The organism is Inquilinus sp. OTU3971 (assembly GCF_038440215.1).
The window spans coordinates 21750-48153 of record NZ_JASATH010000037.1 but is presented as its reverse complement, the minus strand read 5'-3'; the positions used below and the strand labels follow the sequence as shown (position 1 = coordinate 48153).

Here is a 26404-nt window from a genome sequence, read left to right as displayed (position 1 = left end):
GTTTTTTGGGGGGGCGCCCCGCCGCTCCTTTTTGCCCCCCGGGCGCCCCCCCCCCCCCGCGGGGGGGGGGGCCTCTTCGTTTCCGGTGCTCGCGCGATGTCACGACGGGGGTGTCATCGCCCCCGCCGCCTTGCTATAAGGGCGCCCGGGTCCCCGTAGCTCAGCAGGATAGAGCGGCTGCGTCCTAAGCAGCGGGTCGGGAGTTCGAATCTCTCCGGGGACGCCACCCCACGCCTTCGGCTTCGGGTGGCAGGCCATCCCAGGCCGGTCATATCCCTCCGTAGTTCGTCCGGTACCAGTCGGCGATCTCGCTGCCGGTGGCGAGCCAGACCTCGTCATGCGCGGCGATGTGGGCGAGCGCCTTGGCGAAATGCCAGGCCCGGTGCGGGTGGCCGATCAGGAACGGGTGCAGGGCGATGCCCATCACCCGGCCGGTCGTGGTGCCATCCTCGTACAGCACGTCGAACTGGTCGCGGATCGTCTGCGCGAACTGCTCGCCGGTCTGGCCCTGGAAGAGGAAGGCGTTGAAGTCGTTGATCTCGATCGAATAGGGCAGCGACAGCATCGCGCCGGATTTCACCCGCATCGGATAGGGCTGCTCGTCATTGACCCAGTTGGCAACATAGTCGATGCCGGCCTCGGCCAGCAGGTCGAGCGTGCGGTGCGATTCCGTCAGCGCCGGGCTGAGCCAGCCCCGCGGCCGGCGGCCGGCGGCCTGCTCGAGGGTGTCGACCACGCTGCGGATGATCCGGCGCTCCTCCGCCTCCGGCTGGGCGTGGATCAGCGTGGAGTTGGTCTCGCCATGGCCCATCCATTCCCAGCCCAGCGCCTGCCCGGCCTCGATAATGCGCGGATAGTGCCGGACGACGTCGGAGTTGAGCGCCACCGTGCCCTTGAAGCCGTGCTTCTCCATCACCTCCATCAGCCGCCAGATGCCGACCCGGACGCCGTAGTCGCGCCAGGAATGGTTCAGCACGTCGGGGACGAGGTCGGCGGTGTGCGGGTTGATCGAGCTCGACGGCCGGTCGAACAGGAAATGCTCGACGTTCGGGGTGACCCAGACCGCCACCCGGGCGCCGTTCGGCCAGCGCAAGGGCGGGCGGTCGACGATGGCGGAATACGGGAACCGGTCGTGCTGCTGGGGTGCGTCCATGTCTGCCTCCTGCGGTCGGTGACTGCCGAGACGATGAGGCCGCCGTTCGTTCCGGAGAATTAGGCTATAGTTCCGGACACTTGGGATCTGAATGTCCGGAATGACGATGCGGCACACCGACAGCCTGGGCGCGCTCGACGCCTTCGTCCGCGCCGCCGACGCCCGCAGCTTCACCGCGGCGGGGCGGCAGCTCGGCATCTCCTCCTCCGCCATCGGCAAGGCGGTGGCACGGCTGGAGCAGCGGCTGGGCGTGCGCCTGCTGCACCGCTCGACCCGCTCGGTGACGCTGACGCCGGAGGGGGCGCTGTTCCTGGAGCGCTGCCGGCGGATCTTCAGCGAGATCGAGACCGCCGAGACCGAGCTGGCGCAGACCCAGAGCGCGCCGCGCGGCCGGCTGCGGGTCAGCCTGCCGCTGGCCGGCATGCTGATGATGCCGACCCTCGGCGCCTTCATGCAGGCCTATCCCGAGATCGAGCTGGACCTCGACTTCACCGACCGGCTGGTGGATGTGATCGAGGAGGGCTTCGACGCCGTGATCCGCGCCGGCGAGGTCAGCGATTCCCGGCTGATGAGCCGGTTCCTGGGCGTGTTCCGGCTGCAGCTGGTCGCAGCACCCGGCTATCTCGCGCGCCGCGGCGTGCCGCGGAGTCCGGAGGAGCTGGCCGGCCATGCCTGCCTGCAGCACCGCTTCGCCACCAGCGGCAAGTTCGAGCCCTGGCCGCTGCGCGGCGGCAGGGAGATCACGCTGTCGGCCACGGCGGTGGCGAACACGATCGAGCCGCTGATCGCCCTGGCCGAGCAGGGCCTGGGCATCGCCTGCCTGCCGGATTTCGCCATCCGCCGGCAGATCGAAGAGGGAAGGCTGGCGGTGGTGCTTGAGGACCACACCGCGCATGAGGGCGTGTTCCGCCTGCTGTGGCCGTCCAGCCGCTATCCCTCGCCCAAGCTGCGGGCCTTCATCGACTTCCTGGCGCGGCACCTGTTCCCGGCGTAGCGCGCGCTGGGATGCGGAGCGGGTGGGGCCACGACTGTAAGGGGCGGAAAGCGGAAATGAGCGGAGGCGGTGACAAAGCCCCAGGCTTCGGTCATAATGATCGGCATCAGCGATCAGCCAGCGGTATTGCCGCTTTCGCATGTCCAACCTCTATCGAGCAATTCACGTCTGGCGGCGTGTCAACGCCACCAAGTCGGTTCGCTATGCCTGCTTTGAGAACATACCTCAGAAGGGTTATTGCGTACTCGCGGCAGACTTCTTCAACTTGCCATTAGATCGTCGACTGCAAGCGTGGCAGGACCGCAACTTAATAGAATTTCTGACGGAAGAGGACTTGTCAGAGCGCTGTGAGTGGTTTTCCACACTTCAGGAAGCCGTCGAGCGCCATGACAGGGACTTTCAAAATTTTTGGGACTCATAGAGTCCGCAAAGGATAAGGCGCCCTGCCCGCCCCTACGACTTGCCGAACCAGCGCTGGCGCAGCTCCTCGTAGCTGCCGTCCTGGCGCATCGACAGCAGGGCGGCGTCGACGTCGCGGCGCAGGTCGCTGTCGTTGCGGAAGACGAAGCCGTAATCCTCGGGCTGGAACACCGTCCCGGCCAGGCCGGCGCGCCCCAGCCCCTCATGCGCCGCGATGTATTGCAGCACCGGCGCGTCATAGACCACGGCATCGACTTGGTCGTCCATCAGGGCCTGGTACGCGTCCTCCGCATTGGCGAAGGCCAGGGACTGGATGCCGGCGGCGCCGAGATAGCGGGCCGAGGTGGTGCCGGCGACGGTGCCGACCGCCTTGCCCGGCAGGTCGCCGGGGCCGTTGATCTCCTGCCGGATCTGCTGGACCGTCAGGCTGGCCGTCAGCGTCGCCGTGTAGAAGGCGACGAAGACCACGCCGGTGAACATCCACAGCACCGCGACGCCGCGGGACACCCAGTGGCGCGGCATCGCATCCGCCTGGGTGGCCAGGGTGCCGAGGCCCCAGAAGAAGGCCTGGAAGATCCCGGGGAAATAGCGCCTGGTGCCGATCAGGCCGTCCGGCTGGCCGCGTTCGACGAACCAGACGATATGCGCCGGGATGATCGTCAGCAGCCCGGCGATGCCGAGCCAGACCAAGACCGCGGGCGACAGCAGCAGGTGCAGCAGGCTGCCGAAGGCGGTGGCCTCGCGCCCCGGCCGCTGGCTGCGTGTCAGGATGCCGAGGCCGGCATTCAGGATCGGCTGCGAGAAATCGTAGTCGGTGATGCGCTCGGCGGTGATCAAGATTGCGCCGACCCCGACATCGGCCGCCCGGCCGGACACGGCGGCGAGCTGGGCCTGGACGCTGGGCACCACCGTGAACGCGGTGGTCCAGTGGCGGCGGCTGGCGATCGCGTTCCAGAGATCGATGCTGAAGCCGCTGAGCTGGCCGTTGGTCTGTTCGACCATCGGCGGGATCACGCGCACCGCCACGGGCACCACCCGCTGCGGCTCCTGGGCCGCGGCCGGCAGGGCCAGAGCCACCAGTGCCGCCACCACCATCGTCAACACCCTTGCCGACACCGCACTCGCTCCCTGGGGACGCCAGGACCGCATCCTGGCGGCGGCGCCGGTCCCGGACCCAATGCCTTCGCGTCATGGTGCCAGATCGCGGGCACATGGCGGGCCGGACAGACCCCTGATGGGGCCGTCGACGACTCAATGTTCAAAGTTCGAACGGATTTGAGGCGTATACTGCATATGAATTTGCGGAACCCCGGTTCGAGGCAGGTCAACTTCCTCGCCGGCACTGCTCTGGTCTGCGGCGGCGATCCCGAAGCCGGCCTGGCGCTGGCGGAGCGGGCCATGGCGCTGGGTCCGCTGGATCCCGGCTACTTCATGTTCCTCACGGTTGCCGGATTGGCCCAACTGTTCAGCGGCCGCCCGGCCAAGGCCCTGGAGCTGGCCCAACGGTCGGCCGCCCTCAATCCCGGCTGGGACACGGCCTACTGGGCCCTGATCCCCGCCTGTGTCCAGCTCGACCGGCTGCCGGAGGCGCAGGCGGCGCTCGGCAAGTTTCTCCCCCTGGCGCCCGGAATGACCGTCTCGGCGCTGCGGGAGTGCCTGCCACTCAGGGATTCCGCGTCCCGGGACATGATTCTCGACGGCTTCCGGAAAGCCGGGCTGCCGGAGTGAACCGGCCCTGTCGCCGGCCCGGATCGATGCGCGGGCCGCATCGATCGATACCCGTTTCGGCTTGGACGGCGAGGCCGAGGCCGTAAGACCCTGCCGAGGGAGGGAATAGAGGCACCGAGGTGCCCGTCGCCTCTCAGGGAGGGATCATGCACAGTGCGTTGCGGCTGCTGGCAGGAGTGTTCGTCATGGCGTCATCGCTCACCGCTTTCGGCGCGGCGCCGGGGGACGCGAAGTCCTTCGTCTATGTCTCCAATGCGGATGACGGGGACATCGACGGCTACGCCCTGGACCAGACGACCGGCGCGCTGACGCCGCTCGGCGAGACCAAGGCCGGGCCGAAGGTGATGCCGATGACGATCAGCCCGGACAAGCGGCATCTCTATGCCGTGGTCCGTTCGGAGCCTTTCGCGGTCCTGACCTATGCCATCGATCCCGCCAGCGGCGCGCTGCGGCAGGAGGCGACCGCGCCGCTGCCCGACAGCATGGCCTATATCTCGACCGACGCCACCGGCCGCTTCCTGTTCACCGCCTCCTATGGCGGCAACAAGGTCGCGGTCAGCCCGATCGATGCGGACGGGCTGGTGAAGGCGGAGGCGGGCCAGGTGATCCCGACCGGCAAGAACGCCCATGCGATCCGCGCCGACCGGAGCAGCCGCTTCGTCTACGCGACCAATCTCGGCAGCGACCAGATCGTCCAGTTCCGCTTCGATGCCGCGACCGGCCGGCTGACGCCGAACGATCCGCCGGTGGCGAAGACCGCGGCCGGCGACGGCCCACGCCATCCGGTGCTGTCGCCGGACGACAAGCATCTCTACGTGCTGTGCGAGCTGTCCGGCAACGTCCTCCATTTCGCGGTCGACCAGGATAAGGGAACCCTGACCCTGCTCGACAGCACCGGCACGGTGCCGGCGGAGGCCGGTCTCGTGCCCGGGACCCCGCCTGGCGCGCCGGCTGGCGACAAGCCGAAGATCTGGGCCGCGGACCTCCAGGCCACGCCCGACGGCCGGTTCCTCTACGCCACCGAGCGGACGACCAGCCGGATCGCGCTGCTCTCGGTCGACCCCGCCTCCGGGAAGCCGACCTATGTCACCAACTACGCCACGGAGACGCAGCCGCGCGGTATCCGCATCGATGCGAGCGGAACCTGGCTCGTCGCGTCGGGCGAGAAGTCGGACCGGCTGTCGGTCTACCGGATCAATAAGGCCGATGGCAGCTTGGTGCCGGCGGGACGGTATCCCGTCGGCCGCGATGCCAACTGGGTCGAGATCGTCGACCTGCCGTGACGCGGCCGGCTGTGTGTCAGCCTGCCGTTCGCAGGATGTGGTGAGGTCGCTCTCGCCGCATTGACGGCACCCATGGTTGGCGCGTTCTCCGTCAGCGGCAATTTGATCTAGACTGACGTGCCGGCCGCCGACGAACGGTCTTGAGGAAGGATCGGCGGCAACGAGGGTTCAGTCATGGATCGGAGACTGATATCGCTCGCCGCTGCCCTGTCTCTGCTCCCCTCTACGGTGTCCGCGATGGACGCCGCGGCGGCACGGGAGCGGATGGTCGAGACGATCGTCGACCTCGCCAGAGGTGACGCGGCACCACTGGGATCCGAGAGCATCGACCCGCCCGTCCTGTCGGTGATGCGTCAGGTGCCCCGGCACGAATTCGTGCCCGACGAGTCCCGCGACGAGGCCTATGAGAACCGGCCGCTGCCGATCGGCTATGGGCAGACGATCTCCCAGCCCTATGTCGTCGCGCTCATGACCGACCTTCTGGATCCCGGGAAGGACGATGCCGTTCTCGAGATCGGCACCGGTTCCGGCTATCAGGCGGCCGTGCTCTCTCCCCTGGTCCGCCACGTCTACACGATCGAGATCGTCGAGCCGCTGGCCAAACAAGCCGCAGAGCGGCTGAAAGCGCTGGGATACGGCAACGTCGTCACGCGTCACGGCGACGGTTATTATGGCTGGCGTGAGCATGGCCCTTTTGACGGCATCGTCGTCACCGCGGCGGCGAGCCATATCCCGCCGCCTCTGGTCAGCCAGCTCAAGCCGGGCGGCCGGATGGTGATCCCGGTCGGCCCGCCGTTCATGACCCAGAACCTGATGCTGGTCACGAAGGACGGGGACGGGAAGGTCCGCACCGAGGTTCTCCTGCCGGTCTCCTTCGTGCCCCTGACCGGCGCCGGCGCCCGCTGATCCCGTGGCGCTCCTCGCCGCCATCGCCATCCTCGCGGGCGCCGCCATCGCCCTCGAAATCCTGCTGATGCGGCTCTTCTCGATCCTGCTGTGGCACCATTTCGCCTATATGATCATCAGCGTAGCGCTGCTCGGGATCGGCGCCAGCGGCACGTTTCTCGTCTTCGCCAAGGATTTCCTGACGCGGCGGTTCACCGTGGCCTTCGCCGGGTTCGGGGTCCTGTTCGCAGTCTCCGCCGTCGGCGGCTTCGCCCTGGCGCAACGCGTGCCGTTCAACCCGCTCGAGGTGATCTGGGACGCCCGGCAGCAGGTCCGTCTCGCGCAGATCCAGCTGCTGCTGGCCGTGCCCTTCTTCGCGGTCGGTGCCGCGATCGGACTGGCCTTCATCCACAGTGCGGACCGGATCGCGAGCCTTTACCGGGCCGACCTGTTGGGCGCCGGCCTGGGCGCGCCGCTGATCGTGGCGCTCCTGTTCGTCGCCTGGCCGCAGGACTGCCTGCGTCTCGTCGGCGGGCTCGGCTTCGTCGCCGCCGCATTCGCCGCCTGGGCCGGCGCCGCGCGCAGGTGGGCCATCGCGCTCGCCGCCCTCGGGGCGATCTCCATCGCTGCCTGGCCGGCGTCCTGGCTGCAGCTGTCACCCTCGCCATACAAGGGCTTGAACCTGGCGCTGACGGCGCCGGGCGCCCGGGTCGTGACGGAACGATCGAGTCCGCTCGGGCTCCTGACGGTCGTGGAGAGTCCGGTCATCCCGCTGCGGCACGCCCCGGGCCTGAGTCTCGGCGCGACAACCGAGCCGCCGCCGCAGCTCGGCATTTTCACCGACGCAGAATCCTTGAGCCCGATTGTCCATTTCACCGGTGAGCCGGGTGCGCTTGCCTATCTCGACCAGCAGACGATGGCGCTGCCCTTCCATCTGCTGGAGCGCCCGCATGCGCTCATCCTGGGCGCCGGCGGCGGTGCCGACGTGCTGCGGGCGCTGCTCCACGAGGCGCGACATGTCGATGCCGTCGAGCTCAATCCGGCGCTGCTCGATCTCGTGCGGGAAGACTTCTCCGATCTCGCCGGAGGGCTCTATGGCCGCGCGGATGTGACGCTTCACGCCGCCGAAGCACGCAGCTTCGTCGAGGCGAGCCGGGACCGGCGGTGGGACCTGATCCAGGTGGCGCTTCTCGACTCCTTCACCGCCGCCGCTGCCGGTGTCCAGGCCCTGGGCGAGACCGGGCTCTACACCGTCGAGGCCCTGCAGGCCTATCTGCGGCACCTCGCCCCGGGCGGTCTGCTGGCCGCCACCCGCTGGGTGCGGTCGCCGCCGCGCGACACCGTCAAGCTCTTCGCCACCGCGGTGCTGGCGCTCGAAGGCATGGGCGTGCGGAACCCCGGCGACCGGCTCGCCATGATCCATGGCTGGGACACGGCGACGCTTCTGGTCAAGAACGGGCCCCTCACCGCCGCCGATGTCACGGCGATCCGGGCGTTTGCGGAGGCCCGCGCCTTCGACGTCGCATGGTATCCCGGAATGGCGGCCGCGGAGGCGAACCGCTTCACCCGTCTCGCCGAACCATCTCTGCACGAGGTTGCCGCGGCGCTGCTCGGACCGGCCCGCCAGCGCTTCCTCGATGACTACGGCTTCAATATCGCCCCCGCGACCGACGACCGGCCGTACTTCTTCCGCTTCGTCAAATGGCGGCTGCTGCCGGAGCTCTGGGCGCTGCGCGGCCAGGGCGGGCTGACCCAGGCGGACGCCGGCTATCTCGTGGTCCTGGCCGCGCTGCCGCTGTCGGCGGCGGCGGGCCTCGTCCTGATCCTGCTGCCGCTCGCGATCCTGCGCACCAGGTCCGGCGGGGACGGAGCGTTGGCGCGGTGGCGGGTGGCGATCTATTTCCTGATGCTCGGCTTCGCGTTCATCTTCATCGAGATCAGCTTCATCCAGCGCTTCACCCTGTTCATCGGCCACCCGCTCGCGGCCGTCGCCGTGGTGCTCGCCGCCTTCCTCGTCTTCGCCGGGCTGGGCAGCGGCCTCTCCGGGCGGCTGTCGCGGCATCGGCGTCCCGCGGTCGCGATCGCCGTGGCCGGCATCGTCTCCCTCGCCGGTCTCTACCTGATCGCGCTGCCTTTCGTGTTCTCGGGACTCGTCGCCCTCCCGGTCTTCGCCAAGGTGGCGGTCGCGGTCCTGCTGATCGCGCCGCTGGGCTTCGCCATGGGCCTGCCCTTCCCCCTCGGTCTCGGGCAGGTGGCGGCGGAGGCGCCGGGGCTGGTGCCCTGGGCCTGGGGCATCAACGGCTGCGCCTCGGTGGTCGGCGCCGTCCTCGCCAGCATTCTCGCCATGCATCTCGGCTTCACCATCGTCGTCTGCCTGGCGCTGACGCTCTACGCTGTCGGCGCGGCGGTCTTCCTGCCGGCTTCAGGTCGCCGACGGTGATCTCACTTCGCCTCCGACCCGCCGGCCAGGCTCGGGAACGCCCGAGCCCACCGACCCCGTGCCCAGTGCCGGAAGCGGTCGAGCACCAGGTACAGCACCGGGGTGGTGTAGAGCGTCAGCACCTGGCTCACGATCAGCCCACCGACGATGGCGATGCCGAGCGGCTGGCGCAGTTCGCTGCCGCTGCCGAAGCCGACCGCCAGCGGCACCGCCCCGAAGATCGCCGCCATCGTCGTCATCAGGATCGGCCGGAAGCGCAGCAGGCTAGCCTGCAGGATCGCCTCGCGCGGGGCCAGGCCGCGGCTGCGCTCCGCCTCCAGCGCGAAGTCGATCATTATGATCGCGTTCTTCTTGACGATGCCGATCAAGAGGATGACGCCGATCATCGCGATCAGGCTGAACTCGGTGTCGAACAGCATCAGCGCCAGCACCGCGCCCACTCCCGCCGAGGGCAGGGTCGACAGGATGGTGATCGGGTGGATCGTGCTCTCGTACAGGATGCCGAGCACGATGTAGACCGCCGCCAGCGCCGCCAGGATCAGGATCGGTTCGTTGCTGAGCGAGCTCTGAAACACCTGGGCCGTGCCCTGGAAGCTGCCGTGGATGGTGGCCGGCATGTGCAGCGCCACCATCGCCTGCTGCACCGCCGCCGCGGCGTCGCTGAGCGACTTGCCCGGCGCCAGGTTGAACGAGATGGTCGTCGCCGCGAACAGGCCCTGGTGGTTGACCGAGAGCGGCGTGTTGCCCAGGCCGACATGGCTGATCGCCGACAGCGGCACCATGGTCTCCGCCGCGGTGCTGACCGCGGCGCCGCTGGAGGTGCCTTTGCGGCCGGCATTGGCCAGGGCGTTGGTGGCGGCGTTGGCGGCCGACTGCGCCGTCAGGCTGGCGGCTCCGGTGCCGGTGGCGCTGGCCGGCGCGTTGGTGCTGGCGGTGCCGCTGGCGCTGCCGCCCGAGGTGCTGACGTAGAGGTCCTTCAGCGTCTCCGGGCTCTGCCAGTATTGCGGCGCCACCTCCATCACCACGTGGTACTGGTTGATGGCGCTGTAGATGGTCGAGACCTGGCGCTGGCCGAAGGCGTCGTAGAGGGTGTTGTCGATCTGCTGCGGCGTGATGCCCAGGCGGGCGGCGGTGTCGCGGTCGATGACGATGTCGGTCTCGATGCCCTTCTGCTGCTGGTCGGAGTTGACGTCGGCCAGCACCGGGCTGGCCTGCAGCGCCTGCAGCAGCTTCGGGCCCCAATCCTGCAGCTCGGCCGAGGAATCCGACTGCAGCGTGTATTGGTAGGCGGCGTTGCTCTGCCGGCCGCCGGCACGGATGTCCTGGGCCGAGACCAGGAACAGCCGGCCGCCCGGCACCACGGCCAGCTTGTCGCGCAGCCGGGCGATGACGTCGTCGTCGCTGACGCCGCGCTGGGACAGCGGCTTCAGCGTGACGAAGACCTGGCCGGTGTTGGTCTGCGACCGGCCGCCGCCCCCGCCGCCGGTGAAGCCGACGACGCTCTCCACCGCCGGGTCGGCGCGGACGATGTCCATCAGCTGCCCCAGCTTCTGCTGCATCAACTGGAACGAAATGCTCTGGTCCGCGACGATGCCGCCGACCAGCCGGCCGGTGCTCTGCTCCGGGAAGAAGCCTTTCGGGATGATCGCGAACAGCGCGATGTTGAGGCAGACCACGCCGAACAGCACCAGGACCACGAAGCCCCTGTGGCGCAGCGCCCAGCCCAGCGTCCGCTCATAGGCCCGCATCACCCGGGCCAGCGGGCCGGGGCCGCTGTCGGGCCGGCGCGGCCGGCGGCGCAGCAGCAGGGCGCACAGCATCGGCGTGGTGGTCAGCGAGATCGCCATCGACACGGCGATGGCGATCGACAGGGTCAGGGCGAATTCGCGGAAGATCCGGCCGACCAGCCCGCCCATCAGCAGGATCGGAATGAACACTGCGACCAGCGAGATGCTGATCGACAGCACGGTGAAGCCGACCTCGCGCGCGCCGCGCAGCGCCGCCTGGCGCCGCGGCATGCCGGCTTCGACGTGACGGGAGATGTTCTCCAGCACCACGATGGCGTCGTCGACGACGAAGCCGGTGGCGATGGTCAGCGCCATCAGCGACAGGTTGTCGAGGCTGTAGCCGACCAGGTACATCGCGCCGAAGGTGCCGATGATCGAGACCGGCACCGCCACCGCCGGGATGATGGCGGCGCGCGGGTCGCGCAGGAAGGCGAACACCACCAGCATCACCAGCAGGACCGAGATCAGCAGCGTGAGCTGGGTGTCGTTCAGTGAGGCGCGGATGGTGCCGGTGCGGTCGGCGGCCGGGGTGATCTCGATGTCCCGGGGCATGGCGGCGCGCAGATGCGGCAGCTCGGCATTCACCCGGTCGACCGTGTCGATGATGTTGGCCCCGGGCTCGCGGAACAGCAGCACCAGCACGGCCGGCTTGCCGTCGGCCAGGCCGGCGTTGCGCAGATCCTCGACCGAATCCTCGACATCGGCGATGTCGGACAGCCGCACCGTGGCGCCGTTGCGGGCGGCGATCACCAGCGGCTTGTAGTCGGCGGCCCGGCTGGCCTGGTCGTTGCTGTAGATCTGGAAGTGCCGGCCGGCCTCCTCGATCGACCCCTTCGGGCTGTTGGCGTTGGCCGCCGCCAGCGCGGCGCGGACATCCTCCAGCCCGATGCCGACCTTTGCCAGCGCCTGGGGGTTCAGCTCGACCCGCACCGCCGGCAGGGCGGCGCCGCCCAGGGTGACCTGGCCGATGCCCTCGATCTGCGACAGCCGCTGCTCCAGCACGTTGCTGGCGGCGTCATAGATCTGGCCGCGGGTCAGGGTCTTCGAGGTCAGCGCCAGGATCAGCACCGGCGCGTCGGACGGGTTGACCTTGCGGTAGGTCGGGTTGCTGCGCAGCGCCGCCGGCAGGTCGGCCCGGGCCGCGTTGATCGCCGCCTGCACATCCCGCGCGGCGCCGTCGATGTCGCGGTTCAGGCCGAATTGCAGGGTGATGCTGGCCTGACCGACCGAGCTGCGCGAGGTCATCTGGGTGACGTCGGCGATGGCGCCGAGATGGCGTTCCAGCGGGCTCGCCACCGTCGCCGCCACCGTCTCCGGGCTGGCGCCGGGCAGCGAGGCCGAGACGGAGATGGTCGGGAAGTCGACCTGCGGCAGCGGCGACACCGGCAGCTTCAGATAGGCGAAGAAGCCGGCCAGGACGATGCCGAGCGTCAGCAGCGTGGTCGCCACCGGCCGGGCGATGAAGGGGGCGGAGAGGTTCACGCCCCCTCCTCCGTGATTGCGCGGCGGCCGCCGCGGACCCGCGATGCCAGCCTATCGAAGGCCAGGTAGATCACCGGCGTGGTGAACAGGGTCAGCAGCTGGCTGACCACGAGGCCGCCGACGATGGCGACGCCCAGCGGCCGGCGCAGCTCCGACCCCATGCCGGTGCCGAGCATCAGCGGCAGGGCGCCCAGCAGCGCCGCCATGGTGGTCATCAGGATCGGCCGGAAGCGCAGCAGGCAGGCCTGGTAGATGGCCTCGCGCGGCGGCTTGCCCTCCTCGCGCTCCGCCTGCAGCGCGAAGTCGATCATCATGATCGCGTTCTTCTTGACGATGCCGATCAGCAGGATGATGCCGATGATCCCGATGACATCCAGCCCGTCGCCAGCCGCCATCAGCGCCAGCAGCGCGCCGACCCCGGCCGACGGCAGGGTGGACAGGATCGTGACCGGGTGGATGAAGCTCTCATAGAGCACGCCCAGCACGATGTACATGGTCGCGATCGCGGCCAGGATCAGCAGCGCCTCGTTGGCCAGCGAGGACTGGAAGGCGGCGGCCGAGCCCTGGAAGGCGGTGACGAAGCTGTCCGGCAGGCCGACCTCCTGCTCCGCCTTCTGGATCGCGTCGACCGCGGCGCCGAGCGACGATCCCGGCGCCAGGTTGAAGGAGATCAGCGTCGCCGGGAACTGGCCCAGATGGGTGATCTGCAGCGGCCCGGCCCGCTGCTCGACCTTGACGATGGCGGACAGCGGCACCTGCCCAGCCGATGACAGCGAGGACGGCAGGTAGAGGGCCTTCAGCCCGTCGAGCGACTGCTGCAGCGACGGGTCGGCCTCGAGGATCACGCGGTACTGGTTGGCCTGGGTGTAGATGGTCGAGACGATGCGCTGGCCGAAGGCATCGTAGAGGGCATTGTCGACCGTGGCCGGGGTGATGCCGAAGCGGGCGGCGGTGGCGCGGTCGATCACCAGGTCGACGGCCAGCCCCTGCTGCAGGTAGTCGCTGGCGACGTCGGCGATCTCCGGCACCTGCTGCAGCCGCTGCATCAGCCGCGGCACCCACTCCTGGAACTGGTCGAGATCGGCGTTCTGCAGCACGAACTGGTACTGGGTGCGGCTGACGGTGGAATCGATCGTCAGGTCCTGCACCGGCTGCATGTAGAGGGTGATGCCGGGCACGCCGGCGACTTCGCCGCGCAGCCGGTCGATCACCGCGCCGGCGCCGGCCTTGCGCTGGCCGAGCGGCTTCAGCGTGATCAGGAAGCGGCCGCTGTTCAGCGTGGTGTTGGTGCCGTCGACGCCGATGAAGGAACTGAGGCCGGCGACGTCCGGGTCCTTCAGGATCGCCTCGGCCAGGGCCGACTGATGCTTCGCCATCTCGGCATAGGAGATGGTCTGCGCCGCCTCGGAGATGCCCTGGATCATTCCCGTGTCCTGCTCCGGGAAGAAGCCCTTCGGGATGGCGATGTAGAGCGCGAGGGTCAGGCCCAGCGTCGCCAGCGCGACCAGCAGCGTCAGCGGCTGATGGTCCAGCACCCAGCCGAGCGCCTTGCCGTACCGGCCGATGATCCAGTCGAAGGCGCGCTCGGCGCCGCGGTCGAAGCGGCCGCGCTCGACCTCCGGCCGGTGGCGCAGCAGCCGGGCGCACAGCATCGGCACCAGGGTCAGCGACACCACCGCCGAGATCACGATGGTGACCGCCAGCGTGACCGCGAACTCATGGAACAGGCGGCCCACCACCTCACCCATGAACAGGAGCGGGATCAGGACGGCGATCAGCGACACGGTCAGCGAGATGATGGTGAAGCCGATCTGCTCGGCCCCCTTCATCGCCGCCTGCAAGGGCGGTTCGCCGGCCTCGACGAAGCGGGCGATGTTCTCGATCATCACGATCGCGTCGTCGACGACGAAGCCGGTGGCGATGGTCAGCGCCATCAGCGACAGGTTGTCCAGGCTGAAGCCGAGCAGATACATCGCCGCCAGCGTGCCGACCAGCGACAGCGGCACCGACAGGCTGGGTATGATGGTCGCCGCCGCCGTGCGCAGGAACAGGAAGATCACCAGCACCACCAGCCCGACGGCCAGCATCAGCTCGAAGCCGACATCGGCGACCGAGGCGCGGATGGTGACGGTGCGGTCGCTGAGCACCGCGACCTCGGCCGCCGCCGGCAGGCTGGCCTCGAGCTGCGGCAGGATCGCCTTGATGCCGTCGACCACCTCGATCACGTTGGCGCCGGGCTGGCGCTGGATGTTGACGATGATCGCCGGCGTCGTGTCCGCCCAGGCGGCGAGTTTGCCGTTCTCCGGCCCTCTGACCACGGTGGCGACGTCGGACAGGCGGATCGGCGCGCCGTTGCGGTAGGCCACGACCACGTCGTCGTAGTCCTGGGCCTGGGTGATCTGGTCGTTGGCGTTGATCGTCGACGACCGGGTCGGCCCGTCGAAATTGCCCTTCGGCGTGTTGACGTTGACGTTGCCGAGCGTGGTGCGCACGTCGTCGATGGCGAGGCCATAGGCGGCCAGCGCCTGCGGGTTGACCTGGATGCGCACCGCCGGCCGGGCGCCGCCGCTGAGGCTGACCAGGCCGACGCCGGGCTGCTGCGAGATCTTCTGCGCCAGGCGGGTGTCGACCAGGTTCTGCAGCTCGGTCAGCGGGATCGTCTTCGAGGTGACGGCGAGCGACAGGATCGGCGCGTCGGCCGGGTTGACCTTGGCGTAGATCGGCGGCGCCGGCAGGTCGCCGGGCAAGAGGTTGCCGGCGGCGTTGATCGCGGCCTGCACCTCCTGCTCGGCCACGTCGAGGCTGAGGTCGAGGTTGAACTGCAGGGTGACGACCGAGGCACCGGCCGAGCTGGCCGAGGTCATCTGGTTCAGCCCCGGCATCTGGCCGAACTGCTTCTCCAGCGGCGCGGTGACGGAGGAGGTCATCACCTCGGGGCTGGCCCCCGGATAGAAGGTCTGCACCTGGATGGTCGGGTAGTCGACCTCCGGCAGGGCCGAGAGCGGCAGGAAGCGGTAGGCCACGGCGCCGACCAGCAGGATCGCCGCCATCAGCAGCGAGGTGCCGACCGGCCGCAAGATGAACGGACGGGACGGGTTCATGGCCGGCCTCCGCCGGGGTGGCCAGCACGGAGCATTTCATCCTCCCCCTCCCCTTGCCGGGGGGTCTGTTGCAGCAAGGACCGATGCCGAAGGATTGGCGCCATCCTTCAACGGTTCGGAACCTGTTCGTGCCGGCTCTCTTCGATCGACACCCCCTCCCCCTACCCCCTCCCGCGGGGGGAGGGGGAGAGTGGAAAGCAGGGTTCGGAACAAGTTGCCACCGATCACGGCGCTCGGCCGACGATCCCTCTGCAGCCGGCGAGCGCTCATCCGTTTGTCTGGGGCTGCTGGGTCTGGCCGTCGCGGCGGCGGTGCTGGCCCTGGCCGCCATCGTCCCTTCCCTGGCGGTGGCGTCGCTGGCCCGCCGGCCCGTCCGCCGGAGTGACGGGAGCCGTGGCGCCCTGCCCCGTCGCGCCATCCTGGCCGGCGACCGTGACATGGGCGCCGTCGCGCAGGCGGTCGGTGCCGTCGACCACCACCCGGTCGCCGGGCTGCAACCCGTCCGTGACCGCGACCATGCCGCCGTCGGAGGCGCCGGTCCCGATCGGCCGGACCGCCACCGTGCCGTCGGCGCCGACCAGGTAGACGAAGGCGCCCGGCGCGCCGTGCTGGACCGCGGCAGCCGGGACGGTGACCACGTCCTGCTGCGTCTCCACCAGCAGGCGGGCGTTGACGAACTGGTTCGGGAACAGCGTCTCGTCGGCATTGTCGAAGCCGGCGCGCAGCTTGACCGTGCCGGTGGTGGTGTCGATCTGGTTGTCGAGGGTCGACAGCGTGCCGGTGGCGATCTGGGTCGTGCCGGAGCGGTCGAAGGCGATCACCGGCAGGCTGGCGCCGGCGCGCAGCCGGGCCTGGATCTGCGGCAGGTCGTCCTCCGGCAGCGAGAACACCACCGAGATCGGGTGCAGCTGGGTGACGATGACGAGGGCGTCCCCGACCTGGACATAGTTGCCGGGGTCGACCTGGCGCAGCCCGACCCGGCCGTCGACCGGCGAGACGATATGCGCGTAGTCGAGGTTCAGCTTCTGCGCGTCGATCTGCGCCTGGTCGGACTGGATCGTGCCCTGGTCCTGCTGCACCAGGAAGGCTTGGTCGTCGACCTGCTGCCGCGAGACGGCGTTCTGCTTCACCATCTGCTGGTCGCGCGCCAGATCGCTCTGGGCCTGGGCGAGGACCGCCTGGTCCTTGGCCAGCTGGCCCTGGTCCTGCTCCAGCGCCACCTGGTAGGGGCGCGGGTCGATCTGGGCCAGGAAGTCGCCCTTCCTGACCGTCTGCCCTTCCTGGAAGCCGACCTCGGTCAGCTGGCCGGCGATCTGCGGCTTGACCGTGACGGTGGCCAGCGGGGTGACGGTGCCGAGCGCGTCGAGGGTGATCCGGATGTCGCCCTTGCCGACGATGGCGACGCCGACCGGCTGCGGCGCGGCATCGGCGAAGCGGCCGCCGCGGGCGGACGGTGCGCCGGGAGCGGTCACCACATGCCAGGTGGCGAAAGCGATCAACGCCGCGGCCGCGAGGCCGAAGGTCCCCCATACCAGCCGCCCGCGGCGTCGCGCCGGGGCCGGCCTTTCCGTCTGCTCGACCGGCCGCTGGCGGTCCTCGACGCGAGCATCCATGGATCCGTCACCCTGAGTCTGCGTCCGGCGGGCCCCTTCCGCCTGCTACACGGCCGGACGGTGCGGGTCCGTCGGGCGGGCGGGTCCTGGCCGGATAGGGCACAAAGACGCAGGTCGCGCGTTAGTGTGCCCGTTGGAGTCTGGGGGATGGGGATGCTGCGGGAGTTGCTGGCGCCGCTGGTGCTGACCGGAAAGCTGTGGTGGCGCTTTTGGCCGCACCTCAGCCTGCTGGTGCTGATCGGCATCCTCTTGAACGACCAACTGCTGCTGCTGTCGGTCCATATCGGCTTCGCCGACAGCTCGCTCGGCTTCGCAGCGCTGACCCTGGTGGTGCTGACCAAGCTGATCGTCACCGTCGCCAGCTTCCTGATCATGCGGCCGGCGCTGCCGGCCATCGCCGCCGCCCAGGCCCTGTCGGCCGGAACGGCGGTGCCGATCACCGGGCCCGATCCCGATGCCGTCAGCGCGCCGGCCCCGGCAGCGCCGACGCGCCGGCAGCGGCTGACCAGCTTCGCCACCACCCTGACCATCGCCCTGGTGCCGTTCTTCGCCTATTACGCCGCCTGGGGATTCCTGAGCGAGACCATCCGCGAATACTCGATGCTGTCGCTCAGCCTCGCCCCCTTCGGCGAGAGCGGCAACCTGCTCGACGCCATCGGCGCCCGCTGGCTCGTGGTCTCCGTCGTCGGCACCTGGATCCTGCGCCGGTTCTTCAAGGCGCTGCGCGACCGGACCGACGCCCCGATCTGGAAGCTGCTGATCGTGCTGTGCGAGACCAACTGGGTCTTCATCGGCCTGTTCGTGCTGTCGCAATGGAAGGACGAGGCCCTTGCCTGGGTGGCCAGCGGCGCCGCCTGGGACTGGCTCAACCGGATCTGGCAGGCGGTACTGACCCCGATCTCCACCGCCTTCGCCGCCGGGCCGATCGAGCAGGCGCCGACCGACCCGGCGACCGTCGCCACCGGCCTGTTCTTCTATGCCCTGCTGCCGCTGATCTGGCTGGTGCTGGCGGCGCTGATCTACGGCCACGACCTGGGCGGCGACCCTGGCTGGATGCGGCACCGGCGGCTGGAGCGCATCGGCAGCCGCTACGCCGCCCTGCCGAAATTCCTGCGCGACTTCATCGGCCATTTCATCGACGGGTACCGCGGCCGTTACCTGCCAATCGCCAATAGCATTCGGCTGGTACTGCACGCCGATCTGCTCCTGCTGCTGATCCTCGTGCTCGGCTGGCGCGGGCTGGAATGGGCGGCCGACTGGCTGTGGATCGGCACGACGCATGTGATCGGGCCGCATCCGCTCGATCTCTGGCAGGTGCTCGGCGACGGCCTGGCGCTGCTGCTCGGCAGCCCGTCCGGCACCACGCCCGGCATCCTGGTCGAGCCGTTGCGCATCTGCCTGATCGCCGCGGTGCTGGAGATCGCCTTCGCCCGGTCGCAGGCGCCGGCCGAACCGCAGGCCGACGAGGCAGCCGTGAAGGCGTAAGGGTCAGCCGCCTCGCCGGAAGCGCAGATAGGACGGCCGCTCGCCGTCCATGCTGACGGTTGGCTCCACCGTTCCGGCCGCGTCATGCGGAACGGTGAAGTCATGCTCGATCCGCAGCACCGTGCCGGGCGCCCGCGGCTCCAGCGTCGCGGTGCCGCAGGCCATCGCGCCCTCGGTCGAGCGCGGGCCGCCGAAGCTGCCGGCCGACCAGCGATGGCCGTGATCGTCCCGCAGCAACACCCGGCAGCGCCGCCACAGCACGTCGATGCCGGGGTCGCGCACGGTCACGGCGAAGCGGACCCGGACGGGTGTGCCCTGCCCCTGCCGGCGCGGCCATCCCGACTGTTTCAGCGGCAGGACCTCGACCGTCTCCAACCGCCAATCGACCCCGGCGAACCGGATCTCGGACCCGGCGGGCACCGACTGCTCGAACAGCTCCTGGCCCTGCCACCACTCCTCCAGATCCGTTCTGGCGGACAGCAGGAAGGTGACGGGCAGCGTCACCAGCAGCCCCCAAAGGCTGAAGCGGCGCCACCGCCGCTCGCCGCTGTCGGTCGGGACGAGGGCAGCGGCGTTCTCATCCGGCGGTTCGGCCGTCGTCATTCGATCGTCCCCGGCGTGCGGTCGAGATCCAGGCTGTCGAGGATCGGCAGGGCGCCGTCGCCGCCGGCGCCAAGCCTGACGCGGACGATGGAATCGAGCGGGATGAGGCCGGCATTCGGGGCCACGAAGGTGGCGCCGCGGGCCTGGTCCTCGCGGATCTCGAAGATGAACCAGCCGCGCCGCGGCAGGCCGGGCTGGAGCAAAGCGCCGGCCAGCAGCGGCCTGACGCCGGACAGCCGGTTGCTGTGGGAATAGAGCAGCCCCGTCGGCCCCTCCCAGTAGGCGTCGTTCACCGTCGTGGTTTCGGACTGCGCCCCGAGGGTGGCGGTGACGACCGCCCAGAGGCCGGAGGTGTCGCGCACCTCCTCCTTGCCATAGGCCTCGAAGCGCAGCTGCCGGGCGAACTGGATCGTCTCGATCCGGATCGTGAACTTCCGCGCCGCGACCGTGTCGCCGATCTGGCCATAGGCCGGGATCGGGGCGATCATCTCGTCATAGAGGGGCGTGGACCACTGCATCGCCAGCAGCAGCAGGGCGGCGACCAGCAGCGCCGCCAGTCGGCCGAGCCACCGCATCATGCCGGATCCGACGCCTGGACGGGCATGTCGAGGGTGCCGAGCACATGCGGGTTGTACCAGCCGGACATGCCCCAGAGATTGTCGCGCCGCTTGTAGTCCGAGGTGTGGACCGCAAAGGTCAGCACCGCGGGCACGGCGGCGTCCTGCGGCATGGTCCAGACCGCGGCTACCCGCTCCGTCATGTCGGGATGCAGCTCCCACAACAGGTCCTGGTCGCGCAGCAGCATGTAAGTCGGCTGGTCCTTGCCGACCGACGGGTCGAGGCTCAGCAGGCGGCCGAAGCTGTTGCTCGAGGCGGCGGTGCGGTTGGTCAGATCCATCTCCACCACCAGGGCCTTCTGGCCGTCCCGGACCTTCCGCCCGTCCGGGGTGGTGGTGGCGATCCGCGCGGACAGCGGCACGACGCGCCATTCCCCGGCCTCGATCGGCGGGCCGAGGGGTAGTTTCGGCAGCGGCTTGTCGGCGCGGTAGGAGGCGATGGTCATGACCAGGACCACCCCGGCGGCCAGGAAGCCGCCGATGCCCGTGGTCAGCCAGACCACGGTCCTGCTTCTCAATCCGCCAAGCCTTTGTCCGAGCGACATGCCGCTGCGCCGAAGGCGCTCCCCCCACCCACAGGACCGATCGAACGCATGAGGGCAGGATTTGGTTCCGGATTTGAGAGAGACCCGGGACTACAGCTCCAGCACCACCCGGCCGCTGGCGGGCACGGCACAGCATACCAGCGCCTCGCCCGGCCGCGGCGCGCCGGCCGGCGGCTCGGCATAGGTCACGGCGCCGTCCGCCACCCGCGCGGCGCAGGTGCCGCACAGGCCGGAGCGGCAGCTCCATGGCGCCTCGATCCCGGCCGCCTCGGCGAGGTCGAGCAGCGAGCCCTTCGACGGGTCCCACGCGGCGCTGCGGCCCGAGGCGCGGAACTCGACCTGCGCCTCGGCCACCGCCGGCGGCAGCGCGGCCGGGTCCGCCGGCGCGGCCGAACCGATGGCGAAGGCCTCGCTGCGGATCCGCTCCGGCCGCACGCCGAGGCTCGCCAGGACCTCGCGCATCGCCTGCATGAAGCCGGCGGGGCCGCAGAGATAGACGTCGTAATCGTCGAGCGGCAGCAGCCGGCGCAGCAGCGCGGCGTCGATATGGCCGGCATCGTCGTAATCGCGGCCCGGCACGTCCTGCGGCCGCGGCCGGCTGTAGCGGACATGGGCGGTCAGGGTCGGCGCCCGCGCCGCCAGCGCCCGCAGATGGTCGGCGAAAGCGTGCTCGGCCCCATCGCGCGCGGCGTGGACGAACCACAGGCCGCGGCCGGGATGGCGCAGCCGGTCCGGGTTGCGGCCGATGAGGTGGTTCAGCATGGCGATCATCGGCGTCACCCCGACGCCGGCCGACAGCAGCAGCACCGGCCGCCGGCCGTCGGTGTCGAGCACGAAGTCGCCGCGCGGCGCCAAGGCGCGCAGGGTGTCGCCGACCCGGACATGGTCGTGCAGCCAGTTGCTGGCCAGGCCGGGCCGGTCGCCCGGCTCGCGCTTGACGCTGATCCGGTACGCCCGGCCGTCCGGCGCATCGGACAGGGTGTAGGTGCGGCGGACCGGCTGGTCGCGGCCGGGAATGTCGAGCGCGATCGGCAGGAACTGGCCGGGCTGGTGCGGCACCACGCTGCCGCCGTCCGCCGGCTCGAGGACGAAGGAGCGGATGGTCGCGCTCTCGTCCACGATCCGGGTCACGGTGAAGGGGCGCAGCGTGTTGCGCGCCGCCTCGGCCTGCGCGACCCGCCCGGCCTCGTCCCAGGTGCCGGTGGCGGCGAGCTGCGGCGCCTGCTCAGGCGCGGACCAGCGCAGCGGCACCGCGTCCTCGATCCACCGCCCCTCCTCCACCCGGAAGCGCAACAGCCGCTCCGCCCCGGCGAAGGACGCGACCTCCGGCCCGTCCCACACCACCTCGGCGGTGCCGGTCAGCAGCAGCGCGCCGCCGGTGTCGAAATCGACGAAGACCAGGCCGGCGCGCGGGTCGACCTCGATGTTGCCGAAGGTGTTGAAGAAGAAGTTGCCGACGAAGTCGGGCGAGGTCAGCACCGTGCGCCCGCCCTCCTCCGCCACGCGGACGAAGCCGGGCCGGCCGCCGCGATGCGAGACGTCGACGCCCTCGGATGGCGCTCCGCCGTCCCCGGCGTCGGCCGAGCGGGTGGCTATGAAGAAGGTGTCGGCCGCCGCGACCAGCGCCGCCGCCCTCGAGGAGAGCGCCGGCCCTTCGGCATGGACCGGCCGCGGCGCGCCCAGGCTGTCCGGTTCGGCGACGAAGCTCGGCCTGCGCGCCTGGATGTATTGCGGGCAGTTGCCGAAGCTCTGCCCGACCGTGACGGCGAAGCGGCCATCGGCCCATTCGGTGACGGTGCCGTTCATGCGGTTGCGCCGGCGCGTCTCCAGCTGGATGCCGAGCAGCCCGATGGGCGCGCCGGCGGCCAGGTTGTCGCCCAGCGGGTCGCCATAGGCCGGCTGCGCCGCCACGGTCAGGGTCTGCGGGTCGGGCGAGCGGAGAAAACCCGGGCGGCCGGACAGGACCGAGGCCCAGGGCCGGCCCTGCCGGTCGAGGCTGCCGACCACGACGAAGGGCAGCATGGCGAAGAAGTCGCGATGCTGATCCGGCATGATGCCGCGGATCGCCCGCCGGCCGGCCGACGCCATCCGCTGGCGCACGCCGGCCCGGGCCTGGGCGGCCAGCTCGCCGGGATGGAAGGGCGGCTCGTCATGCGGCCAGCCGGGCAGCGGCGCGGGGATGGTGTCGGGCATGGTGCACCTCGGGAATGCGGAGGGCCTTCAGGCAGCCACGGCGGTGCGCGGCATCGGCACGAAGCCGGGCAGCGCCTCGACCCGTTCGAGCCAGGCGCGGATATTCGGGTAAGGCTGCAGTGAGACCCCGCCTTCCGGCGCCACCGCGGTGTAGGTGTAGTTCGCGATGTCGGCGATGGTCGGCTGCGGGCCGGCGAGGAAGCCGCCCCGGCCCAGATGCGCCTCCATCACCCCGTAGAGCCGGGCGGCGATCGCCTTGGCCCGCTCATGGTCGAGCTGGGCCTTGAACACGGTGACGAGGCGCGCCGCCGCCGGGCCATAGGCCAGGAAGCCGGCGGCGACGGACAGCCAGCGCTGCACCTCCGCCGCGGCCAGCGGGTCGCGCGGCAGCCAGCGGCCGGCCTCGTCATAGCGGCCGGCGAGGTAGACCAGGATGGCGTTGCTGTCGGCCAGGGCGACCTCGCCGTCCTCGATCGCCGGCACCTGGCCGAACGGGCTGCGGGCCAGGAAATCCGGGGTCTTGTGCTCGCCGCCCGGCAGGTCGACGTCGATCGCCTCGAAGGGCAGGCCCAGCAGCGACAGGAACAGCTCGACCCGGTGGGAATGGCCGGACAGGCCGAAGCGGTAGAGGCGGATTGGCTGGGCGGGAGCGGGCATGGCAGTGGCCTTTCGGATGGAGAATTCGCCCTCAAGATGCCCATTCCCTGAATCATAGAGAATGTGTGCGCTTGACAGATCACCATTTCATTCAGCGGAATAATCCGATGGATCGGCTCGACGGCATGCGCATCTTCGTCGCCGTGGCCGAGGCCGGCGGCTTCGCCCCGGCGGCCCGGCGCCTGGCCCTGTCGCCGCCGGCGGTGACCCGCGCCGTGGCGGCGGTGGAGGAGCGGATCGGCGCCCGCCTGCTGCACCGGACCACCCGGGTGGTCCGCCTGACCGAGGCCGGCATGCGCTTCCTGGAGGATTGCCGCCGTATCCTGGCCGAGATCGAGGAGGCCGAGGCGGCAGCGGCCGGGCTGCACGCCGAGCCGCGCGGCCCGGTCGCGGTCACCGCGCCGGTGCTGTTCGGCCGGCTGCATGTGGCGCCGGTGCTGTTCGACGTCGCCGGCCGTTATCCGGGCCTCGTGGTGCGCAGCTTCTTCATCGACCGCATCGTCCACCTGGCCGAGGAGGGCTACGACGTCGCGGTACGCATCGCCGAGTTGCCGGATTCCGGCCTCAGCGCCGTCCGTGTCGGCAGCGTTCGGAGAATCGTCTGCGCCTCGCCGGCCTATCTCGAAGCGCACGGCACGCCGCGCAGCCCGGCCGAGCTGGCGGAGCACGAGGCGATCCCGTTCTTCCAGGGCTCCACGCTGCGGGACTGGACCTTCCATCACGGCGGCCGGACTGGGGCGGTCGGCCAGACCGAGACGATCACGCCGCGGGCGCGGCTGATCGTGAACCAGGCCGATGTCGCGGTGGCGGCGGCGGTGGCCGGGCGCGGCCTGACCCGGGTGATGTCCTACCAGGCGGCGGCCGCGATCCGGGCCGGGCAGCTCGTGGTCCTGATGGAGGAGTTCGAGCCGCCGCCGATCCCGATCCATGTCGTGCACCAGGAGGGCCGCCGCGCCTCCGCCCGGGTGCGGGCGCTGGTCGATTTTCTGGCTGAGGGGCTGCGGGCCGACCCCACCCTGCGGGGCTAGCCGCGCAGCACCAGCACGTTGCCGCAGAGGATGGCGGCGGCGCCGAGCAAGAGGTCAGGGCCGAGGGCGAGGCCCTCGAAGCCGGCCGACAGCGCCAGTGCGACCACCGGCACCAGCGCCAGGGTGTAGGCGGTGCGGGCCGGGCCGATGCGGCGGACCAGGTCGAAATACATCAGGAAGGTGACGCAGGAGGCGGCAATGGCGAGATAGGCCAGGCTGCCGAGATAGCGCGGCGAAGTGTCGATCGCGAACGCCGATCCGGCCGCGGCCGACCAGGCGAAGGCGGCGGCCGCGCCGGTCAGGGCGCCCCAGCCCATCACCGCCGAGATCGGGACGCCGCGCCGCTGGTTGCGGGCGCCGAGGATGGTGCCGCCGGCGGTGGCCAGGGCCGCCAGCGCCGCCCAGGCGAAGCCCGCCAGGCTGCGCCCATCCGCCGCCACCGTGCCGAGATCGCCGCCGAAGACGATGGCGAGGCCGAGCACGCCGCAGCCGAGCCCGGCCCAGAGCCGCGGCGTCAGGGCGGTGCCGAGGAAGACCCGGCCGAGGAGGCCGGCGAAGACGGCGGAGAGCGACAGCACCAGCGCCGCCAGGCCGCTCGGGATCAGCCGAGTGGCCTGGTAGAAGGCGATGAAGGCAAGGCCGAAGAACAGCACGCCCTGCAGCAGCACCCAGGGCAGGTCGGCCCGGGACAGGCGCAGCCGGGCACCGGTCACCGCGCCGAGAGCCAGCATCAGCAGGCCGGCCGCGGCCATGCGGTAACCGACAGAAACGGTGGCCGCCACCGGCCCGGCCTGCAGCGCGGTGGCCAGCGCCCCGCCGCCCCAGAGCAGCGCGGTGGCCAGGAACAGGACCGCGGTCACCGCCCTGTCTCCGCCGTCTCCGCCGCCTCGGCCAGCAGCGCCCGCCAGCCGGCGCCCGCGATCTTGCCGCTGGCGGTGTCGAGCCGGTCGAGGGCGCGGTCGAGCGCCGCCCGCTCGTCCTCCGGCAGCGCCGCCAGCAGCCGGGCCTCGATCGCCCGCGCCAGGGTCGCGATCTCGGCGAAGGCGGCCTCCCCCTCCTGGGTCAGTGTCACCGAGGCGTAGCGCCGGTTCTGCGCCCCGGCCTCGCGCCGGGCGAAGCCGAGGGCGACCAGCTGGGCGATGCCGCGGCTGACCGCGACGGCGTCGAGGCCGCAGGCCCACGCGATCTCCCGCGCGCTGACGCCCGGCCGGTCGGCCACCACCGCCAGGATGCGCCAGGCCGGCAGCCCCATGCCCCAGCGCGGGCCGTAGAAGCTCTCCAACAGCTCCGCCACCCGCCCGGCGACAATGAACATCCGGTAGGGCAGCCAGCGGCCGAGCTCCAGGGCTGGGGCGGCGGAGGGCGAAGCCATGGCGGGTTCCGATCACAAAATGATTTCATTATGAAATCATATCGAAATAAATTGCGCCACATCTCAGTGTCGTCATTGCGACCCCGGCCTTGAGCCGGGGGAAGCAATCCAGGGCGGCGAGAGCGGAGGCATGGATTGCTTCGTCGGCTTCGCCTCCTCGCAATGACGGTGAGGGTTGCCGGCTGCGGGGCTCAGTCGGCGCGGACGATGATCTCGACCGGCGCGATCAGGCCGCGCTCCAGCGTCGCCATGACATTGGCAACGCGCTGCGGCGCCGTCGGGCCCATCAGGAGATGCGGGCCGAGCGGCGAAGGTCCCCGCGCCGCTGCCCGTTCACGCGCCTCGCGGCCGAGCCGGAGCGCCAGGTCGCTGCGGTCATGCTCCGCCTCGATCGTGAAGCCGGCCTGGCCGAGCAGCCGGCGATAGGTCTCGGGCGGCTCGACGAAGCTGGTCTCCGGCGTCGCCGCCCAGGGCATCGGGTAGGGCAGGTCGCCCTCCGCCACCCGCATGATGTCGTAGACGCCGAAGCGCGCGCCCGGCTTCAGCACCCGCCGCACCTCGGCGAACAGCGCCGCCTTGTCGGCGATGTTCATGCCGACATGGATCAGCGTGGCGGCGTCGAAGGCGCCGTCCGGAAAGGGCATGGCCAGCGCGCTGCCCTGGCGGAACGACACGGCCAGGCCGCAACGCCGGGTCAGGGCCTCGGCGGCCTCGACGAACTCCGCCGTCAGGTCGATGCCGGTGACCCGGCAGTCCAGCGCCGCGGCGAGGTGCCGGGCCGGACCGCCGATGCCGCAGCCGATATCGAGCAGATGCGTCTCCGGCCCCAGGCCGAGATCCGCCGCCAGAGCCGCCGTGGCGGCGGGCCCGCCGAGATGGAACTCGTCGGCGCCGGACAGGTCGCCGGGCTGAAGATGATCGATGTCCTTGCCGGCGGCCCGCAGCGCGTCGAGGAACGCCTGCTCGATGCCGCTGCGGCCGTAATGCCGCGCGACCTGCTGCTCGGCCTCCATGGCGA

The 26404-nt window shown here is 70.6% G+C and carries 20 protein-coding genes and 1 tRNA gene; 8 read left to right on the top strand and 13 right to left on the bottom strand.

The annotated features are described in order from the left end of the window. The first annotated feature begins 149 nt into the window (after positions 1–149). Positions 150–226 (top strand) — tRNA-Arg (locus tag AAHM41_RS12175). A 42-nt stretch (positions 227–268) separates the two neighbouring features. On the opposite strand, the gene AAHM41_RS12170 is transcribed toward AAHM41_RS12175, so the two are convergent. After that, complete coding sequence (locus AAHM41_RS12170) at positions 269–1153, bottom strand: polysaccharide deacetylase family protein (RefSeq protein ID WP_342236806.1); 885 nt, start codon at positions 1151–1153, stop codon at positions 269–271. Between the two features lie 100 nt (positions 1154–1253). Between AAHM41_RS12170 and AAHM41_RS12165 the strand changes: the two genes are divergently transcribed. Beyond that, the gene (locus AAHM41_RS12165; RefSeq protein ID WP_342236805.1) at positions 1254–2147 is read left to right on the top strand and encodes a LysR family transcriptional regulator; all 894 of its coding nucleotides are present in this window, start codon (positions 1254–1256) and stop codon (positions 2145–2147) included. Positions 2148–2600: 453 nt separating this feature from the next. On the opposite strand, the gene AAHM41_RS12160 is transcribed toward AAHM41_RS12165, so the two are convergent. After that, positions 2601–3683, bottom strand: coding sequence for a transporter substrate-binding domain-containing protein (locus AAHM41_RS12160; protein ID WP_342236804.1), 1083 nt, complete (start codon positions 3681–3683; stop codon positions 2601–2603). Positions 3684–3860: 177 nt separating this feature from the next. On the opposite strand from AAHM41_RS12160, the gene AAHM41_RS12155 reads away from it, so the two are divergent. The 4 genes from AAHM41_RS12155 to AAHM41_RS12140 all read left to right on the top strand — a co-directional run bounded on the left by AAHM41_RS12155 (position 3861) and on the right by AAHM41_RS12140 (position 8903). Then, positions 3861–4295 (top strand): tetratricopeptide repeat protein, encoded by a 435-nt coding sequence (locus tag AAHM41_RS12155; RefSeq protein ID WP_342236803.1) that lies wholly within the window; start codon positions 3861–3863, stop codon positions 4293–4295. 146 nt (positions 4296–4441) lie between these two features. Continuing rightward, positions 4442–5578 carry a lactonase family protein gene (locus tag AAHM41_RS12150; RefSeq protein ID WP_342236802.1) on the top strand — a complete coding sequence of 379 codons (1137 nt, stop codon included), beginning with the start codon at positions 4442–4444 and terminating at the stop codon, positions 5576–5578. Between the two features lie 264 nt (positions 5579–5842). After that, on the top strand, positions 5843–6484 hold the full coding sequence (locus tag AAHM41_RS12145) for a protein-L-isoaspartate(D-aspartate) O-methyltransferase (RefSeq protein ID WP_342236801.1): 642 nt from the start codon (positions 5843–5845) through the stop codon (positions 6482–6484). Positions 6485–6488: 4 nt separating this feature from the next. Continuing rightward, positions 6489–8903, top strand: coding sequence for a hypothetical protein (locus AAHM41_RS12140; RefSeq protein WP_342236800.1), 2415 nt, complete (start codon positions 6489–6491; stop codon positions 8901–8903). A gap of 2 nt (positions 8904–8905) precedes the next feature. Here AAHM41_RS12140 and AAHM41_RS12135 read toward each other — a convergent pair whose 3' ends face one another. From AAHM41_RS12135 to AAHM41_RS12125, 3 genes are all read right to left on the bottom strand, one after another. Beyond that, on the bottom strand, positions 8906–12172 hold the full coding sequence (locus tag AAHM41_RS12135) for an efflux RND transporter permease subunit (protein WP_342236799.1): 3267 nt from the start codon (positions 12170–12172) through the stop codon (positions 8906–8908). After that, positions 12169–15273 (bottom strand): MdtB/MuxB family multidrug efflux RND transporter permease subunit, encoded by a 3105-nt coding sequence (locus tag AAHM41_RS12130; RefSeq protein WP_342236798.1) that lies wholly within the window; start codon positions 15271–15273, stop codon positions 12169–12171. The genes AAHM41_RS12135 and AAHM41_RS12130 overlap by 4 nt, the downstream gene beginning before the upstream one ends. A gap of 266 nt (positions 15274–15539) precedes the next feature. Continuing rightward, positions 15540–16886: an MdtA/MuxA family multidrug efflux RND transporter periplasmic adaptor subunit gene (locus AAHM41_RS12125; RefSeq protein ID WP_342236797.1), complete on the bottom strand. Its 1347-nt coding sequence runs from the start codon at positions 16884–16886 to the stop codon at positions 15540–15542. Between the two features lie 147 nt (positions 16887–17033). Between AAHM41_RS12125 and AAHM41_RS12120 the strand changes: the two genes are divergently transcribed. Then, on the top strand, positions 17034–18371 hold the full coding sequence (locus AAHM41_RS12120; RefSeq protein ID WP_342236796.1) for a hypothetical protein: 1338 nt from the start codon (positions 17034–17036) through the stop codon (positions 18369–18371). Positions 18372–18374: 3 nt separating this feature from the next. On the opposite strand, the gene AAHM41_RS12115 is transcribed toward AAHM41_RS12120, so the two are convergent. The 5 genes from AAHM41_RS12115 to AAHM41_RS12095 form a co-directional block, all read right to left on the bottom strand. After that, positions 18375–18974, bottom strand: a complete 600-nt coding sequence (locus AAHM41_RS12115) for a hypothetical protein (RefSeq protein WP_342236795.1) — start codon at positions 18972–18974, stop codon at positions 18375–18377. After that, a complete protein-coding gene (locus tag AAHM41_RS12110; RefSeq protein WP_342236794.1) occupies positions 18971–19552 on the bottom strand; it encodes a hypothetical protein in 582 nt (193 codons plus the stop codon). Before AAHM41_RS12110 ends, AAHM41_RS12115 begins: the two co-directional genes overlap by 4 nt. After that, positions 19549–20094: a hypothetical protein gene (locus AAHM41_RS12105; RefSeq protein ID WP_342236793.1), complete on the bottom strand. Its 546-nt coding sequence runs from the start codon at positions 20092–20094 to the stop codon at positions 19549–19551. Before AAHM41_RS12105 ends, AAHM41_RS12110 begins: the two co-directional genes overlap by 4 nt. 132 nt (positions 20095–20226) lie before the next feature. After that, positions 20227–22329, bottom strand: coding sequence for a pyridoxamine 5'-phosphate oxidase family protein (locus AAHM41_RS12100; RefSeq protein WP_342236792.1), 2103 nt, complete (start codon positions 22327–22329; stop codon positions 20227–20229). Between the two features lie 27 nt (positions 22330–22356). Beyond that, positions 22357–22986: a glutathione S-transferase family protein gene (locus AAHM41_RS12095; protein WP_342236791.1), complete on the bottom strand. Its 630-nt coding sequence runs from the start codon at positions 22984–22986 to the stop codon at positions 22357–22359. Between the two features lie 107 nt (positions 22987–23093). Here AAHM41_RS12095 and AAHM41_RS12090 point away from each other — a divergent pair, with 107 nt between their 5' ends. Next, on the top strand, positions 23094–24014 hold the full coding sequence (locus AAHM41_RS12090) for a LysR family transcriptional regulator (protein WP_342236790.1): 921 nt from the start codon (positions 23094–23096) through the stop codon (positions 24012–24014). Here the strand turns inward: AAHM41_RS12090 and AAHM41_RS12085 are convergent. The 3 genes from AAHM41_RS12085 to AAHM41_RS12075 form a co-directional block, all read right to left on the bottom strand. Further along, on the bottom strand, positions 24011–24874 hold the full coding sequence (locus AAHM41_RS12085; protein ID WP_342236789.1) for a DMT family transporter: 864 nt from the start codon (positions 24872–24874) through the stop codon (positions 24011–24013). The genes AAHM41_RS12090 and AAHM41_RS12085 overlap by 4 nt on opposite strands. Beyond that, positions 24871–25386 carry a MarR family winged helix-turn-helix transcriptional regulator gene (locus tag AAHM41_RS12080; RefSeq protein ID WP_342236788.1) on the bottom strand — a complete coding sequence of 172 codons (516 nt, stop codon included), beginning with the start codon at positions 25384–25386 and terminating at the stop codon, positions 24871–24873. The genes AAHM41_RS12085 and AAHM41_RS12080 overlap by 4 nt, the downstream gene beginning before the upstream one ends. Before the next feature lie 191 nt (positions 25387–25577). After that, positions 25578–26399, bottom strand: a complete 822-nt coding sequence (locus AAHM41_RS12075; protein WP_342236787.1) for a class I SAM-dependent methyltransferase — start codon at positions 26397–26399, stop codon at positions 25578–25580. Positions 26400–26404: the final 5 nt, after the last annotated feature.

Coding starts and splice junctions, on each gene's coding strand:
- AAHM41_RS12095 (WP_342236791.1), bottom strand. CDS start 22,986: ATGCCCGCTCCCGCCCAGCCAATCCGCCTCTACCGCTTCGGCCTGTCC.
- AAHM41_RS12150 (WP_342236802.1), top strand. CDS start 4,442: ATGCACAGTGCGTTGCGGCTGCTGGCAGGAGTGTTCGTCATGGCGTCA.
- AAHM41_RS12170 (WP_342236806.1), bottom strand. CDS start 1,153: ATGGACGCACCCCAGCAGCACGACCGGTTCCCGTATTCCGCCATCGTC.
- AAHM41_RS12145 (WP_342236801.1), top strand. CDS start 5,843: ATGGTCGAGACGATCGTCGACCTCGCCAGAGGTGACGCGGCACCACTG.
- AAHM41_RS12115 (WP_342236795.1), bottom strand. CDS start 18,974: ATGACGACGGCCGAACCGCCGGATGAGAACGCCGCTGCCCTCGTCCCG.
- AAHM41_RS12075 (WP_342236787.1), bottom strand. CDS start 26,399: ATGGAGGCCGAGCAGCAGGTCGCGCGGCATTACGGCCGCAGCGGCATC.
- AAHM41_RS12090 (WP_342236790.1), top strand. CDS start 23,094: ATGGATCGGCTCGACGGCATGCGCATCTTCGTCGCCGTGGCCGAGGCC.
- AAHM41_RS12165 (WP_342236805.1), top strand. CDS start 1,254: ATGACGATGCGGCACACCGACAGCCTGGGCGCGCTCGACGCCTTCGTC.
- AAHM41_RS12120 (WP_342236796.1), top strand. CDS start 17,034: ATGGGGATGCTGCGGGAGTTGCTGGCGCCGCTGGTGCTGACCGGAAAG.
- AAHM41_RS12110 (WP_342236794.1), bottom strand. CDS start 19,552: ATGATGCGGTGGCTCGGCCGACTGGCGGCGCTGCTGGTCGCCGCCCTG.
- AAHM41_RS12100 (WP_342236792.1), bottom strand. CDS start 22,329: ATGCCCGACACCATCCCCGCGCCGCTGCCCGGCTGGCCGCATGACGAG.
- AAHM41_RS12080 (WP_342236788.1), bottom strand. CDS start 25,386: ATGGCTTCGCCCTCCGCCGCCCCAGCCCTGGAGCTCGGCCGCTGGCTG.
- AAHM41_RS12130 (WP_342236798.1), bottom strand. CDS start 15,273: ATGAACCCGTCCCGTCCGTTCATCTTGCGGCCGGTCGGCACCTCGCTG.
- AAHM41_RS12125 (WP_342236797.1), bottom strand. CDS start 16,886: ATGGATGCTCGCGTCGAGGACCGCCAGCGGCCGGTCGAGCAGACGGAA.
- AAHM41_RS12155 (WP_342236803.1), top strand. CDS start 3,861: ATGAATTTGCGGAACCCCGGTTCGAGGCAGGTCAACTTCCTCGCCGGC.